Source organism: Bacillus sp. FSL K6-1012 (assembly GCF_037964915.1).
GTDB classification, from domain to species: Bacteria; Bacillota; Bacilli; order Bacillales; family Bacillaceae; genus Bacillus; species Bacillus halotolerans.
This window is the reverse complement of the sequence record NZ_CP150175.1, coordinates 689415-704456: the sequence shown is the minus strand read 5'-3', so window position 1 is coordinate 704456 and position 15042 is coordinate 689415. Positions and strand designations below refer to the sequence as shown.

General features: G+C 43.1%; 13 protein-coding genes. 7 read left to right on the top strand and 6 right to left on the bottom strand.

What is annotated here, in order from left to right; genetic code table 11:
* Window positions 1–6 precede the first annotated feature (6 nt).
* The 4 genes from NSS75_RS03700 to NSS75_RS03685 all read left to right on the top strand — a co-directional run bounded on the left by NSS75_RS03700 (window position 7) and on the right by NSS75_RS03685 (window position 2457).
* Window positions 7–993, top strand: a complete 987-nt coding sequence (locus NSS75_RS03700; protein ID WP_103672121.1) for a DUF4003 family protein — start codon at window positions 7–9, stop codon at window positions 991–993.
* A gap of 13 nt (window positions 994–1006) precedes the next feature.
* The gene (locus tag NSS75_RS03695) at window positions 1007–1822 is read left to right on the top strand and encodes an alpha/beta hydrolase (RefSeq protein WP_339235998.1); all 816 of its coding nucleotides are present in this window, start codon (window positions 1007–1009) and stop codon (window positions 1820–1822) included.
* Between the two features lie 82 nt (window positions 1823–1904).
* The gene (locus NSS75_RS03690; protein ID WP_003234008.1) at window positions 1905–2114 is read left to right on the top strand and encodes a cold-shock protein; all 210 of its coding nucleotides are present in this window, start codon (window positions 1905–1907) and stop codon (window positions 2112–2114) included.
* A 184-nt stretch (window positions 2115–2298) separates the two neighbouring features.
* Window positions 2299–2457, top strand: a complete 159-nt coding sequence (locus NSS75_RS03685; RefSeq protein WP_174754407.1) for a hypothetical protein — start codon at window positions 2299–2301, stop codon at window positions 2455–2457.
* A gap of 32 nt (window positions 2458–2489) precedes the next feature.
* Here NSS75_RS03685 and NSS75_RS03680 read toward each other — a convergent pair whose 3' ends face one another.
* Window positions 2490–3536, bottom strand: coding sequence for a hypothetical protein (locus NSS75_RS03680; protein WP_339235993.1), 1047 nt, complete (start codon window positions 3534–3536; stop codon window positions 2490–2492).
* 65 nt (window positions 3537–3601) lie between these two features.
* On the bottom strand, window positions 3602–3973 hold the full coding sequence (gene walM / locus NSS75_RS03675; RefSeq protein WP_081638245.1) for a cell wall metabolism protein WalM: 372 nt from the start codon (window positions 3971–3973) through the stop codon (window positions 3602–3604).
* Between the two features lie 440 nt (window positions 3974–4413).
* Here walM and bdhA point away from each other — a divergent pair, with 440 nt between their 5' ends.
* Complete coding sequence (bdhA, locus tag NSS75_RS03670; protein WP_024120423.1) at window positions 4414–5454, top strand: (R,R)-butanediol dehydrogenase; 1041 nt, start codon at window positions 4414–4416, stop codon at window positions 5452–5454.
* A gap of 49 nt (window positions 5455–5503) precedes the next feature.
* On the opposite strand, the gene NSS75_RS03665 is transcribed toward bdhA, so the two are convergent.
* The gene (locus NSS75_RS03665; RefSeq protein WP_326230350.1) at window positions 5504–6925 is read right to left on the bottom strand and encodes a sugar porter family MFS transporter; all 1422 of its coding nucleotides are present in this window, start codon (window positions 6923–6925) and stop codon (window positions 5504–5506) included.
* A gap of 637 nt (window positions 6926–7562) precedes the next feature.
* Here NSS75_RS03665 and NSS75_RS03660 point away from each other — a divergent pair.
* On the top strand, window positions 7563–8558 hold the full coding sequence (locus tag NSS75_RS03660; RefSeq protein ID WP_213418368.1) for a potassium channel family protein: 996 nt from the start codon (window positions 7563–7565) through the stop codon (window positions 8556–8558).
* 63 nt (window positions 8559–8621) lie between these two features.
* On the opposite strand, the gene NSS75_RS03655 is transcribed toward NSS75_RS03660, so the two are convergent.
* From NSS75_RS03655 to gutB, 3 genes are all read right to left on the bottom strand, one after another.
* The gene (locus tag NSS75_RS03655; RefSeq protein ID WP_339235988.1) at window positions 8622–9590 is read right to left on the bottom strand and encodes a carbohydrate kinase; all 969 of its coding nucleotides are present in this window, start codon (window positions 9588–9590) and stop codon (window positions 8622–8624) included.
* Between the two features lie 106 nt (window positions 9591–9696).
* Window positions 9697–11085 carry a glycoside-pentoside-hexuronide (GPH):cation symporter gene (locus NSS75_RS03650; RefSeq protein ID WP_326374604.1) on the bottom strand — a complete coding sequence of 463 codons (1389 nt, stop codon included), beginning with the start codon at window positions 11083–11085 and terminating at the stop codon, window positions 9697–9699.
* Between the two features lie 83 nt (window positions 11086–11168).
* Window positions 11169–12230 carry a sorbitol dehydrogenase gene (gene gutB, locus NSS75_RS03645; protein ID WP_339235982.1) on the bottom strand — a complete coding sequence of 354 codons (1062 nt, stop codon included), beginning with the start codon at window positions 12228–12230 and terminating at the stop codon, window positions 11169–11171.
* 233 nt (window positions 12231–12463) lie between these two features.
* Between gutB and NSS75_RS03640 the strand changes: the two genes are divergently transcribed.
* Window positions 12464–14971 carry an NB-ARC domain-containing protein gene (locus tag NSS75_RS03640; RefSeq protein ID WP_339235980.1) on the top strand — a complete coding sequence of 836 codons (2508 nt, stop codon included), beginning with the start codon at window positions 12464–12466 and terminating at the stop codon, window positions 14969–14971.
* Window positions 14972–15042: the final 71 nt, after the last annotated feature.

Sequence of the window (15042 nt, the reverse complement as noted above, 5' to 3'; positions counted from 1 at the left end):
CTTTTTATGCTGGCAAACGATCTCAAAGATAAAACAAATCAATACATTTCAATTTATGACGAATTAAAATCAAAATTAAGGTGGAAAGTTGCTCATAATCAGATATTAATGCTCATCTCCTCTGCATATATTGTGAATAAAAGAGATTTTGATTTTCAGCGCTTTTACGATTTAAGCAGCTATATAAAATCAAACATCGGCAGCTTCTCAACACTCAATTCTCACCACCGCTTTACTGTCGCTTCAATTCTGGATATTCATTTTCAGCATGAGGCGAAGCAAGCGTTTCTTACTTTCATCGATGTGTACAGCCAAATGGTGAAGCTTGGATATAAACGGGATATTTTCACGTACCTTTCCGCTCTGATCATGCTCACCGGCAAGACCGAAACGATAAACCAAAGAGAACAGATGAACATGGGGCTCTCTGTTTATCAGCAGATGAAGAAAAATCACTATTTCCTCACTTCAACTCAAAATGTTCCGCTTGCCGTATTGCTTGCCCAAAACGAAAATGGTTTGCGGGCGCTGAACAAGGCAGAAACATGTTATCAGCTGCTGTCCGCTAATGGCTTTAAAAAAGGCCAATACTTACAACACGTCAGCCATATTCTTGCCCTGCAAAGTGAAAAAGACCCTGAAACCCTTGTTTCCCAATGCAAACTGATCTTTCAATCCATTACTGAATCTCATAAAAAGCCAAAAGATTTTCATTATCCCGATCTCGCCCTTCTCACATTCTTGGAAGAGCCGGACATCAAAACCGTTTTAGGCATCACTCATGAGCTGAACCAAGAAAAAGCATTTAAATGGGAAAAGGATATGAACTTCAAAATTGCTGTCAGCTTATATCTCAGCGAGTATATGGAGAAAAATCTGCTGATGGAATCAGGCCTATACACAGCAATTGAAACGGCCATCCAAGCACAGCAGGCAGCCGCGACAGCTGTGATCATCAGTTCATCAGCCATTCATTCACATGACGGAAACTAAAGGAGGAGAAAACATGCCATATATCACATTAGAAGATCAGACCCGCCTATACTACGAAACTCACGGGAGCGGGACACCGATCCTATTTATACACGGCGTGCTTATGAGCGGACAATTTTTCCACAAACAACTTTCAGCGCTATCTGCCAATTATCAATGTATTCGTCTCGACCTTAGAGGGCACGGCGAATCCGACAAAGTTCTTCATGGACACACCATTTCCCAATACGCCCGTGATATCAAGGAATTTATGTGCGCGATGGAGCTTGATCCTGCCGTCCTTGTCGGCTGGTCAATGGGCGCTTTCGTGGTATGGGATTATATCAATCAATTTGGGAATGATAACATACGAGCCGCTGTTATCGTCGATCAATCGGCTTCTGACTACCAATGGGACGGCTGGGGACACGGCCCATTTGACTTTGACGGCTTGAAAACAGCGATGCATGCTATTCAAACTGACCCGCTTCCATTCTACAAAAGCTTCATCAATAATATGTTCGCAGAGCCGCCAGCATCAACAGAAACAGAATGGATGCTTGCCGAAATTCTGAAACAGCCGGCAGCCATTTCAAGTGCGATTTTATTTAATCAAACGGCAGCTGATTATCGCGAAACCATTCAAAACGTTCATGTGCCGACATTGTTATGCTTCGGAGAAGACCGCAAATTTTTTTCAAAAGAAGCCGGAGAACACCTGCGTGAACATATTCCAAACGCAAAGCTCGTTACATTTTCGAAGAGCAGCCATTGCCCGTTTTTAGAAGAACCGGATGCTTTCAACAGCACGCTCCTGTCCTTTTTAGATGAGCAGATTGGAAAGTCATAAAGAAAAAGGAATTAGGAGATTAGGGCAAAGTATGAGACAATAAGAAATGTGCTGTAAAATACATGAGGGAAGAAGTGACTTTATGTCTTACTATAACAAACGAAATCAAGAACCGCTGCCAAAGGAAGATGTGAGTACTTGGGAATGCACAAAAGAAGACTGCAACGGCTGGACCAGAAAAAACTTCGCCAGCAGTGACACGCCATTGTGCCCTTTGTGCGGGAGTAAAATGGTCGACGGCATCCGTTCATTAGTGAATCTCCAAAACAACAGCCAAACGAAAACAAGTTAGCTCTTCCCTTTTTTAAAAGCAGTCTCTATCAGCAAACAATCCTCGATCAGAGATACGAATTTTATATCCAATAGCACGGCCTCCCGATTTGACGAGAGGCCGAGATAATGAAGCCCAAAACTGTAAACGTTTCGGGCTTTTTCACTTTCCGTTATGGTATAATATGGATATGAGGGGTGATGATGTGATCAAAAACCAACAGCAGGCAGACCTGAAGAAACGAGCTTCACTCAAAAAGGTGAACTTGGCTATAAACTCATGTGCGGAACTTATGAATTGGTCAATACCGATCATTCGTTTCTTTAAATGGCTCGGATCATTTGCCCTGCACCTCGTCCATTAAAAAAATCACTCAGCATTTGCTGAGTGATTTTTTCAGTTGATGACAGAAAAGCTGTTGATGATGCCATTCGGATTTTCCCATACTTTTTTGAACGTCTTCGTATCAAGGTCATAAGAATAAATTGTCCGAACCTTGGCTTCACGCCCTGTTTCGTCCTTCAGCTTTTTAGCCCCCTTGGCTTCGGCAAGGAAATAAATCTTCTTTCCGTCCTTGGAGAACTGCGGCTGCGCGTCAATTAACAGCTTAAATGTTTTCTGATTTGAAATGATTTTTTCATAGGTTTTCGTGTCTGCATTCAGCATTTGAATAGAAGCCGTTTGCTCCGTTCCTTTTTGTGTATATGACGTAAACAGAATACGTTTATCGTCATCAGAAACAGCAATATCACTGATAAACTGCTCCAGGCTCTTAAGCTCATGAAGGCCGCTTTCATGACCGGCCGAAAAATGAATCTTTGTCGGTTCAGGATCGTTTCCCTTCTCATTGGCTTCATCCGTTTTTTTGTAATCTTCTTCTACAGAATAATGAAGCAATGCAAATGAATCTGTTTTTTGGTTATAAAAGAAGCTGCTGACGCTGTCATCCTGGTCATTAGCGGCAGGATACAGGTTTTTGTACTTCTTCGTTTTCAAATCAAAGGATGCGATACGAAAATTGCTTTCGTCCGCTTTCCCTAAACGAAAATAGATTTTTGAGCGATCCTTTGATAAAAACAAGCTGTCCGCGCTTTCCGGACCTTTATAAAGCATAGTTTTCTTATCAGACTTAAGATCAAGCTTAAAAAGCCTCATCTCATTTTGATCGTTATTGCTTGTATAATAGAGCGCCTGCTGCTCTTGGTCCAAGGCAAATGCCGGATAGCTGGTCAGCTTCGCCTCGTGGATCACCTTATCATTTTCATAATACTTCGTCAGAAGATCGGTATCGGTAATCGAAACCAGAAGCTTCTCACTGTTCTCCGTGTTCACGGAAACATCGGCGGCACTCTCACTGCCTTTATCTTTAAAAGAATAAAACATAAAACCCGCAGCTGCCGCCAAAACAACGACGATTGCCAATAAAACGATTCCTTTTTTCATCTCTTATCTCCACCAATAGAAAAAGCAAGAATGCGACTTCTTGCTTTACAGATTTAAACTATGTATTAATAGCTGTAATGTCCCGCTACTTTTCCTTTGCTTAATGGGTATCCCAGCGCTTTAAACGCTTTAGGGCTTACATCCAGCACTGCATGAGGCATTCTGCCAACATCATTTTTATAAACCGTAATCACCTTTTTAGGCTTCGCTTTAGCATAAGCTCTGATTTTTGTCCCATTTCTAGGTACGTCAAATCCGATCTTTGTCGCACAGTCCCAATGTCCAAGTTTTTTACCTGAAGAGCCTTTTTTCCCAACTCCGTTATACCAAGTAATATTTCCGTTCACATGTTTTGCACTGGCATCTGCTGAAAAACTGAAAGCTCCCAAAGTACTTCCTACTAAGATAAAAGCGGCTAAAATGACTTTCTTCAACATTTCGTCCCCCTGTTTGTTAACATCTAGGAAAAATTATACACGATCAACCAGGGATTTTTTATTTCAATATCCTTACAGTAATGTTACAAAGTCGAAAAAATCCCCTCTGCTAAAATAAACCATGGAAGATTATCCTATTATAATTGCAGCATTAGCGTTATAATTGTTGATAGAGTAGTTGTCGCATTCAATATGAACGAACCATTACCGTATTGTTCAAGCCAAATTCATAGTTATGTAAACCAATCATACTCTCTCATCATAAAGAAAAAAGAGTGTGCGAGACTCTTTTTTCTTCAAAGTTTCTTATTTCAAAAAACGTAGATTATATTATATATAAGTTTTATCTTTTTTTGGTTTTAAAAAATGGCGATTTTGTGAACAGTTCATATTGATCGGTGCGGAATTACTCATATCAAAAGATATAGGAGTGGTAATCCATGAAGGCAGCTAGATGGCATAACCAAAAGGATATCCGTATTGAAAATATTGAAGAGCCAAAAGCGGAACCGGGAAAAGTCAAGATCAAAGTCAAATGGTGCGGCATCTGCGGCAGTGATTTACACGAGTATTTAGGAGGCCCGATCTTTATCCCGGTGGACAAACCCCATCCTTTAACAAAAGAAACAGCACCTGTCACAATGGGGCATGAATTCTCCGGTGAAGTTGTTGAAGTCGGGGAAGGCGTTGAAAACTATAAAGTCGGAGACCGAGTCGTTGTGGAACCGATTTTTGCAACACACGGACATCAGGGTGCGTACAACCTTGATGAACAAATGGGATTCCTCGGCTTAGCCGGAGGCGGCGGCGGATTCTCTGAATACGTTTCTGTAGATGAAGAGCTGTTATTCAAACTTCCTGAGGAATTATCATATGAACAAGGCGCACTCGTTGAACCTTCTGCGGTCGCTTTATACGCTGTCCGCTCAAGCAAAATCAAAGCCGGTGACAAAGCGGCTGTATTCGGCTGCGGCCCGATCGGACTTCTTGTCATTGAAGCGCTGAAAGCTGCGGGTGCTACTGAAATTTATGCTGTTGAGCTCTCACCTGAGCGCCAGCAAAAAGCTGAGGAGCTCGGCGCCATTATTGTGGATCCGTCCAAAACAGACGATGTAGTGGCACATATCGCAGACCTTACAGGAGGCGGCGTTGACGTAGCCTTTGAAGTAACCGGGGTTCCAGTCGTTTTGCGCCAAGCGATCCAATCTACAACAATCGCCGGTGAGACAGTGATCGTCAGCATCTGGGAAAAAGGCGCTGAAATTCATCCGAACGATATCGTAATCAAAGAGCGTACAGTGAAAGGAATCATCGGGTACCGTGACGTATTCCCAGCTGTATTGTCATTAATGAAAGAAGGCTATTTCTCAGCCGATAAACTCGTTACGAAAAAGATTGTCTTAGACGATTTAATCGAAGAAGGCTTCGGAGCTCTGATCAAAGAGAAAAACCAAGTGAAAATTCTTGTCAGACCAAACTAAACATACAAAAAAAGAATCCGCATTCAAGTGCGGATTCTTTTTATTCCACTTAGCCAATCACTTCAGCGCCGGACTCTTCTTTAACCTCACTGCGATCATGAGCACGGAAGCTTTCCTCAAGCTGCTCAAGCGAAAGACCTTTTGTTTCCGGTAAAAACTTGTTCACAAACAGAATCGAGCAAATTCCCAGCGCAACGAAGATGAAGAACGTTGTTGATAACCCAATGCCTGCCATCAAAATAGGGAAAGTCAGACTGACTGCGAAATTGACCATCCACAAGCAGAATACCGTAACACCCATTCCCAGACCGCGAAGGCGCAGCGGGAAAATTTCTGAAAGCATCAGCCATGTCACTGGTGAAATCGCACCCTGCTGAAACGCCAGGAACGAAACCGTTAATGACAGAACCACATATGGAAGCGCAGGCGATCCTTCCAGCACAAGTGAAAATATCCCGATCAGCAGCAATGCCGTTGTCGTTCCGATCAGCCCTGTAATCAGCATCGACCGGCGACCGACTTTACCGAGCAGCCAAATTCCGACGAACGTAGCCAAGACGGAGATCACACCATTGGCAATATTCCCGATCAGCGCTGCTTCCGTTTGAAATCCGGAATCTCTTAAAATTTCAGTACCATAATACATGATGGAGTTTACACCCGTAATTTGCTGTACAATCGCAATTCCGATTCCTATGAATACAATTCGGCGCACCCACGGCACTGCAAGATCTTTAAACGTAGCTTTCTCAAGCTTATCCTCTCTTTTGAAAGCGGATTCAATTTCAGCCAGCTCAGAAGCAGCGCGTTTTTCGTCCCTGATTTTCTTCAAAACCCCTAAAGCATCTTCATTCCTTCCTTTTGAAACAAGCCAGCGAGGACTCTCAGGCATTCTGATCATTCCAAAGAACAGGAATACGGCCGGAAGAGACGCTATCACGAGCATAAATCTCCATACATTGGAGCTGTCTCCCATTGTCGTCCCAAGGATGGCATTAAAAACAAAGGCCAACAGCTGTCCGGATACAATCATTAATTCATTCTGGGTCACCATCCGTCCTCTGCTTTCCACAGGTGACATTTCCGCTAAATAAGCAGGCACCGTCACTGATGCGCCCCCGACGGCAATTCCAAGCACAAAACGGGAGATGATCATGATTGTTACGTTTGGAGCCAGTGTACACCCAATCGTTGAGATAAAAAATATAATGGCGAGGAAAAGAATATTTTTACGGCGTCCGTTAAAATCAGACATTCTTCCGCCAAGCACAGCTCCAAGTGCAGCTCCAAAAAGAAGAGAACTGGTGACGAGCCCCTCTGTGAAAGCATTGAGATTAAGCTGATCAGGCTCACCCATATATGGTAAAGCTCCATTTAATACCCCGGTATCATAACCGAAGAGAAGCCCGCCGAAAGTCGAAACTAAAATAATTGTGCGTAAAAATGACATTTGACTGCCTTTTGTATTCATACCGTTTCCCCCAGTCTTTTTCAAAATCGGTCACTGCGTATTTCAAAAACGTATTCTAGGGCTGCCGCCTTCCTCAAATGCCGTGAGCAGGCCGCAGAAAAAAGTTCAGAATGTCTTTTTTCACTGGCTTCATAACCTTCCCTTCTTTTCAGCATGTGTTGAAGTCAATTTATTTGGAAGCGATTTCATTTATTACTAAACAACAATGGGTATATTTTTGGTGTCTGACTTAATGAATTGTCATCTTATAGTCACTTTGTAGTGTTGTTATAGTAATTTCATAGTGATATATTTGTCACTTCTGATATTATCATAATTTCAAAAACGCTTTCAGTCAATATAAATTTCTGAAAATTCCTTAACTTCATGTCAGTAAAATGACCACTTCAAGGGGAAATTGAACTTTTTTCTTGTCGGAAATGTGGAATCAGTATGTATTATCTGTGAATTTCTGTTTCATTTCTGTCTTCATCAAAATGAGTAAGTGTTGGGTAACTTCCCCTATACAAATCTTCTCTGCATGATTCGCTGCTCAAACATTCAAATGTTTGTTTCAGATTCAAGACAAAAGGAAATAGAAGAGGAAAATAAAGATGGCTAAATGGCTGGCTCTTATTGAATAGGAGGAGGCAATAAATTGAATGAGATTTATATCTTTGCAGGAATTTTATTGTTGGCAGCGGGGATGATTGATTTTATATGGACAACATTATGGCTTGAGAGCGGAGCCGGTCCGATCACAAGATGTTTGTCTGCATGGCTGTGGAAAGGCTTCCGTAAGATCAGCGGAGATCACGCAAAGGTTCTCAGTACGGCAGGGCCGCTGCTGTTATGCATGACATTATTGGTGTGGATCGGTTTATTTTGGAGCGGCTGGACTTTTATCTTCTCAAGTGATCCTCACTCTCTCGTAGTTACTCAAAGTAAAGAACCAGCCTCCTGGTCAGACCGGGCTTATTTTTCTGGATATGTGATGTTTACATTAGGAAATGGCGACCTTACACCGAACGGTGCCCTTTGGAAGCTTGTGACAGTCGGTGCTACAGCTGAAGGTCTGCTTACGATTACTTTTTCTGTCACGTATTTGATTTCTGTCTTGAGTGCGGTTAATCAAAAGCGCTCATTCGCCCAGAGTGTACTGAGTCTTGGGCATAACGGAACAGCGATTGTCCAAACTGCGTGGAACGGAAGACATTTTCACGACATGGATTTGCTTCTCGTCACATTTTCTTCAGAGCTGGGAAAGCTGACCGCTCAGCATAACGCCTTCCCCATTCTTCATTTTTACCATAGCACACAGCGCGAGGAATCTTCCGTCATTGCAGTCACTGTATTGGATGAAGCGTTAACCATTTTGACGTATGGCATTCCAAAGCAGTACCTTCCGAATCAGCTGCACATAAGAGAAGCGCGCTCAAGTGTCAAAAACTACTTAGACACCGTTCATACAGCATATATCCATCCGGCTGAACAAGAACCGCCGGAGCCCAACCTCTTGAAGCTAAGGGATTGCGGCATACCAACCCTATCGGAGCAAACATTTCGAACAGCGGTCAAATCTTTAAAAGAACGGCGGCAATTGCTTTTGGGCATTGTTCAAGCGGGTGCGCGTAAGTGGCCTGCACAAGAGTAAGGGGTAAAAAAGAGGATGCCCCCAAAAGTCAAAAAGACTTTTAAGAAACATCCTCTATTTTTATTACAAAGATAAAGAAGCTTCAATCTCTTCCATACGCGGCAGCGCATCTATCGCTCCAATTTTGGTGCAGACAAGCGCTCCCACCTTATTGGCAAAAGATACGATATCACGCAGCTGCTCAAAATCAGTTTCTCCCGATTGAATCTTATCTGTACCAGCTAATTTGAACAAAGCCGCTCCGACAAAAGCGTCTCCCGCTCCTGTAGAATCAATCGAAGTGACAGGAATACTCGGAATGATTTCATGTTCCTTGCCATTAGACAGCAATGTTCCGTTTTTCCCAAGGGTCACGGCAACCATCTTGGCTCCGATACCATGGAGAATATTGACGCCCTCTTCATGATCCTTCGCCCCAGTGATGATCTCCAGCTCCTCGTCACTCACCTTAACAAAATCACTTAAAGCAATGGCTCTTTTTGCAGCACTAACAAACTCAGAGACTCTTCCCTTCCATAAATCCCCTCGATAGTTAGGATCAAATGAAAGAAATTGCCCTTTATCCTTCGCAATGGACATAAGCCGTAAATAGGCTGTACAAAATGGATCAGATAACAATGCCGTCGCTGAGCCAAAATGAAGGATTTTCGCTTGATTCATTTTATCCTGATCGACATCTTCGATCGTAAACAGAGCATCCGCGCCTCTATTGAAAACAAAATCGCGCTCTCCATTATTCTTTAATGAAACAAAAGCAAGCGTTGTAGGTGCTTTCTCATCCATCACCAGCATAGAGGTATCCACATGAACAGCATCTAACGTTTGCTTCAGAAAATACCCAAAGGGATCCTTCCCTACTTTTCCTGCGAAAGCAGCGTCCCCTCCCAGCTTGGCAATCGCCGCTGACACATTTGCTGGGGCGCCCCCGGCACTTTTTAAAAATTGACGCCCTTTCTTTAAATCAACGTCCACATCGGTACAAAAGAAATCGATCAATAACTCCCCAATACAAACAACAGACTGACTTCGCATGTTATCACACTCTTTTTACATATTCTAGATTACAGTCTCAGTATATTACTTTCAGTCATAAATACAACCTTTTACATCGAATATTAGAAATATTAAATATATTCACTTACCTGGATTTCTTCTCAAGCTCAGTGATGATCTGTTTATATCTTTTTTCAGTTAAAGGATAAAAGGCTATGATGATGATAGAGAGTAAAATAAATAGACCCGGAATTAAGGCATTCATATGTTTAATCGCATTCAGTGACGTCACGGTTTGATCAGTATTCGCCACATATCCTGCGATTCCTAAATAGATGGCAGAAAACGAACCGGCCAGTGCAACACCTAACTTATTGATAAAACTCATGCTGGAAATTACCACTCCGTCGGCACGAACCCCTGTCTTCCATTCCGCATAATCAACACAATCGGCAACCATTCCCCAAGCAAGCGTATTTAAAGGGGTTGTAAAGAACCCTGAAGCAAATAGCCAGATGAAAATGAGCGTCACCGAAGAATACGCCGTAAAATGCAGACCTGCATACGAAATCAGTGACAAAGCGGCCGATATGATCATCACATTTTTCCTGCCCCACTTCTCAGAAAAGTATGGAATAAACAAGTTACTGATGAGGGCTGCGCCAAAAAATAAAACGGTTCCAAAGAACACCAGTTCCTTATGATTCACGTTATACGTAAAGTAGTACACCATTGTACTGATTTTAATATTAAACCCTATTGCAAAAGCTAAAAATGATGACGTTAGAATCAGCAAAGGTTTGTTTTGAAACAAAACAGATAACGTCTTTTTCATTCCCTGTTTCTTTGTTTTCTTAGGCGCAATCCGCTCACGCACAGTAAAGAAACTAAAGAGGTTCAAAGCAATGCTAACAATGGCATAGACGAGAGCTGTCATTTGAAACCCAAATGCCTGGTTCTCTCCTCCCAAAGCTGCTGCAAGCGGTGTTGCGCAGGAGATGGATAGAAGGATTCCGACATAAACCAAGATCATACGAGTTGTTGTTAATACCGTCCTTTCTTTTACAGAATTCGTCATCCGGCCCGTTAAGCTGTTCACCGGAATCGTTTGCATACTAAAGGACATGCCGAGCAGAATATAGGTGATATACGCATATACGATGTTTCCCGTTGCTCCAAAGTGAGGCGTGGTGAAACACAGGACAGTAAATAATGCGAAAGGAAATGCAACCCACAGCAGATAAGGCCTTGCCTTTCCCCACCTTGTGTTCGTTTTATCTAAAATAACCCCCATAATCGGGTCAAAAATAGCATCCAGCACCCGCACAACAAGAAATAATGTAGCGATGACCGCAGGCTGTATGCCGCCGATGTCCGTGTAATAAAACAGCAGGTATGCGTTTACAAATTGAAACACAATATTATACGACATATCACCGAAGCCGTATCCGATTCGTTCAAGCCAGGACAGACCGGCACTGGATTTTGTTTGATGTTTCGCCTTCATTACCGTTGCTTTTTCTGTTTCGATCATCTTTTCCACCCCAAGAATCCGTTTTCAATATTGAGTACAAATCCAGTAAATAAGAGGGAGAATACGAGATTCTCCCTGTTCACTCAGCTATTCGGATAAACCATCACTTTTAAACATTCATTCTTAAATTGCAGTGCCCGCTCCATCGCCTCTTGCGTATGCTCCAGCGCATATTGATCCGTCACAAGGTGCTTCGTGTCAACAATACCCGAAGCAAGGAATTCAATTCCTTTTGGATACGTATTGGCATAACGGAAGATGCCGTATATATCAATCTCATTGTCTGCGATAAATGGCACATTGAGCGGAATTTCATTCTGAGAAGGCAAACCGACAATCGCAAGCTTTCCGCCGCGTCGTACAGAAGCAAATGCAGATTGCAGTGCCGCAGGATTCCCCGCTGTTTCCCAAGCAACGTCAACGCCTCTATCATTTGTGATTTTTTTAATTTCTTCAAGAGCATCCTGTTCACGGATATTGATCACATGAGTAGCTCCCATTTTTTTCGCGGCATTTAACCGCAGCGGCTCTAAGTCGGTCACAATGATTGTACTTGCTCCAAATGCTTTAGCGGCTGCAACAGCCATTAATCCAACAGGGCCCATTCCCATGATCGCAATCGTTGATCCAGGCTGAAGCTTCGTTCTCATCGCTGCATGGATACCGACAGAAAACGGTTCAATCAAGGCAGCATGCTCATAGGAAAGTGAATCTGGAATTGAGAAAACAAAGTCCTGTCTGATTTTGATATATTGTACAAACGCGCCGTCTACCGGCGGTGTGGCCAAAAACTGTACATCCGGACAAAGGTTATAACGCCCTTCTTTGCACGCTTCACAGCGCCCGCACGTAACACCAGGTTCAACAGCGACGCGGTCACCGACTTTGAATTGATCAACAGACGAGCCGACAGCTGCAATTTCTCCCGCGCACTCATGTCCGAGGATAAATGGCTTCTCAACTACATAATTGCCTATTCTGCCGTTTGTATAGTAATGCAGATCCGATCCGCAAATCCCGACAGCCATCACCTTAATCAACACTTCATCCTGACTAATGTCAGGTACAGGCAATGTTTCTATTCTGATTTCTCTTGTGTTATGCATAATAGCTGCTTTCATGGTTTTAGGTACTGTGTGAGTCATTACGGCAAATTCCTTTCTTTATGAACACTATTAACGGCATATGGCCGCTTCATCAAGAAATGTAAGTGCATACATTTTTGCATTTTCTGTCACTGCCCTCATTTTATCTGCTTTTCAGAATGTTCAACAGCTTTTCATGCTGTATAAAAGGACAGCCGCACTGTACTTTTTGATTTTTCATATACAAAACTAGCAGGATTGATAAAATAGTACTAATAGGAGGTGCAGGTTTTATGGCTGAACTTGAAGATCGAAAACAATTTGCGGAATTGCTGGCACCTGGCGTAAAGTCATTAAAACTTCATCCAGATTATAAAGTCAGAAGTAATAAGAACGAAAAAACAAGACAGTCTTATTTAGACAACATTTCACACCAGCTGGGAGTTTCCCCAAACACGATTAAAAGCTGGATCGGACAGATGGGTGTGAACTATGTCCCCGGAAGAATCGAAGACGGAAAACTGTTCGGAATGATCTGGATCATTCTAGAAAAAACCGATATGAATATACAGTGGTTTACTGACCTGCTTGAGACCACCACTATACCGGTAATCAAACCTGCACTGCCTGTATGGGCGGCCTCATGTCTTAAAAAAGCGAAAATAGTACGGCAGGACAATTCATTCGGAGCACCGCTTGATCAAGATATTGAAAAAACAGTCAAACGTTTATTTCCCGATATTCTCGACCATAAAACGAATGCGCTTACAGAACAGATGCCTTTGACACACAACTTACCGTCACGCTGGTCGGGTCACTTTATAGGAAGAAGATTTGACATCGAGGCGATACGGCAATGGATGCTTTCCCCATCACCCGTCTGTTTAATTACCGGATGGGCAGGCACGGGAAAAACGACAACTGCTCTAGAAGCAGCCTATTCCTGTATCGGCGATTCCTCAGATTGGCCGGCATTCAACAGCATCATCTGGCTCAGTGCTGATTGGAAAGGATTAAGCTTTAGCGATTTTTTAAATACGATTGCATACCAGCTCGGACGCGCTGAACAAATCGATAAATCAATCAATGAAAAACGATTCGTCGTCCGCAATGCGTTAGCCAATTACACCAGAGAAAAACCGATACTGCTGATCGTGGACAGCATAGACACTGCTGAAAGAGACATTCACGAATTTATCACCAGCCTGCCCCAAGGCGTGAAAGTCCTCCTCACAGCACGTGAAAACTTGAAGCAAACCTATCGGGAAGGCTTCGGAGAAATGGTAACTATCCAGCTGAGCGGCCTTGAACAAACAGATGCCCTGGAATATTTTCATCAAGAAGTGAACCGCTGCCTGCAAATGTGCAACGATCCAACTAAACAAGCAAAGCTAGCGCAGCTGCTGGAACTATCTCCAGAACTGAAGAGCGAGTTCATTTCAGCGACTGCCGGAAACCCGAAAGCCATGGCACTCAGCATCGCCTATATGTCAGACGATGACATGCCCGCTCAGCAGCTGATTCATGAGCTCGGAAAAGCAGGCTACTCACTATTAGATCTGTTTGATTTTCTATTTGGGCGCACATGGCACAGATGCAATGAAGACACCCGGAAGCTATGGCAGGTGCTATGCTTTTTCAGCAAGCCGCCAGATGAAAAAAGCCTGGCGGCAGCAGCCGGATTAGACGCTCGCTGTTTTCATTACGCAGTTGAACAAATGCGATCTTTTGCTCTGATTCAGCCCGAACGAAGCAAAGGAAGTACACAGTACTTAGCCCATCAAACCGTTGTCGCATACGGAGAACAGCACTTATCCGAAAATCAGAAGTATGAAAAAGAAGCCCGCAGCCGCTGGGCGCACTATTATATTGATTATGCCGAAGCCCATTTAAAGCGAGAACAGCCCAACTCTATCTATTGGAGCTATCTGCTGGGACGGAATTTAGATCAAATGAAAAAAGAATGGCCAAACATCTTAAAGGTCATCAAATGGGCAAGCGAAACCGGACAAAATGAAATCCTAAATGAACTCATCACCCGCATCAGCCATTTTCTAAGCAGAATCAACCTGCCCCTGCGAATCGAATACGGACGTAAAGCCGCCGACGCCGCCCATCAATTAGGCCAACACACACGAGAAGCATTCTTCCGAATCGACACAGCAGGCTGGGCACTCATGGAAGTCAATGATTTAGACAGGGCGCTTCAACAAATTGAAGCCGGCCTGAAAACTCTGGAACAATCAGACACTGGAGAGCAAGACGTTCACGATCTAAAGGTATGGGGACTCGCACTGCAATCGAGGCTGTATTTAAAAGCCGGAAGTCATGAAAAAGCAGAAGCGATTTTAACCGAAATCAAAGATGAACCGATTTCCCCTGCGATTCAGCACAGAGTTCTATTGGTTCGCGGAGATCTGAGCTTTGTGAAAGGTCATAATGAAGAAGCCATTCAATTATACGAAGCGGCAAATCAAATCAGCTCCACGTATGGAGGCGAAAAAACGATAGAAGCCTATTTTAATTTAGGTGTGGCTTACGTGAAATGTGATCAGTTTGAGAAAGCGGAAGAAGCTTTTGAGCAGATGCTCTATGATAAACATAACGCGAATCAGGTTGAACTGATTTATTATTATTATGGGATGGCGCAGCTGTTGCATCGTAAAGGAGAGAAAACGAAAGCGATGGAAGCTAATCAGAAAGCGATTCGTTTGATTGATTCGTGGGAGCCTGCTATTGGGATTCGGGGAGACGTGGAAGAACTGGCAATGGTGATTAAAGAAAACGACTATTACTCATAGTTGTTCTGTCAGCAATCTCATGCTGTTTCTTTATTATAAATAGGAAAGGCCAACTGAAGTCGCAGTTGGCC

Bases quoted from the DNA above. Each gene is read 5' to 3' on its own strand.
- NSS75_RS03650 (WP_326374604.1), bottom strand. From the start codon at position 11,085: ATGATCGAAACAGAAAAAGCAACGGTAATGAAGGCGAAACATCAAACA.
- walM (WP_081638245.1), bottom strand. From the start codon at position 3,973: ATGTTGAAGAAAGTCATTTTAGCCGCTTTTATCTTAGTAGGAAGTACT.
- bdhA (WP_024120423.1), top strand. From the start codon at position 4,414: ATGAAGGCAGCTAGATGGCATAACCAAAAGGATATCCGTATTGAAAAT.
- NSS75_RS03690 (WP_003234008.1), top strand. From the start codon at position 1,905: ATGTCTTACTATAACAAACGAAATCAAGAACCGCTGCCAAAGGAAGAT.
- NSS75_RS03665 (WP_326230350.1), bottom strand. From the start codon at position 6,925: ATGAATACAAAAGGCAGTCAAATGTCATTTTTACGCACAATTATTTTA.
- NSS75_RS03695 (WP_339235998.1), top strand. From the start codon at position 1,007: ATGCCATATATCACATTAGAAGATCAGACCCGCCTATACTACGAAACT.
- NSS75_RS03680 (WP_339235993.1), bottom strand. From the start codon at position 3,536: ATGAAAAAAGGAATCGTTTTATTGGCAATCGTCGTTGTTTTGGCGGCA.
- NSS75_RS03640 (WP_339235980.1), top strand. From the start codon at position 12,464: ATGGCTGAACTTGAAGATCGAAAACAATTTGCGGAATTGCTGGCACCT.
- NSS75_RS03655 (WP_339235988.1), bottom strand. From the start codon at position 9,590: ATGCGAAGTCAGTCTGTTGTTTGTATTGGGGAGTTATTGATCGATTTC.
- NSS75_RS03700 (WP_103672121.1), top strand. From the start codon at position 7: ATGCTGGCAAACGATCTCAAAGATAAAACAAATCAATACATTTCAATT.
- gutB (WP_339235982.1), bottom strand. From the start codon at position 12,230: ATGACTCACACAGTACCTAAAACCATGAAAGCAGCTATTATGCATAAC.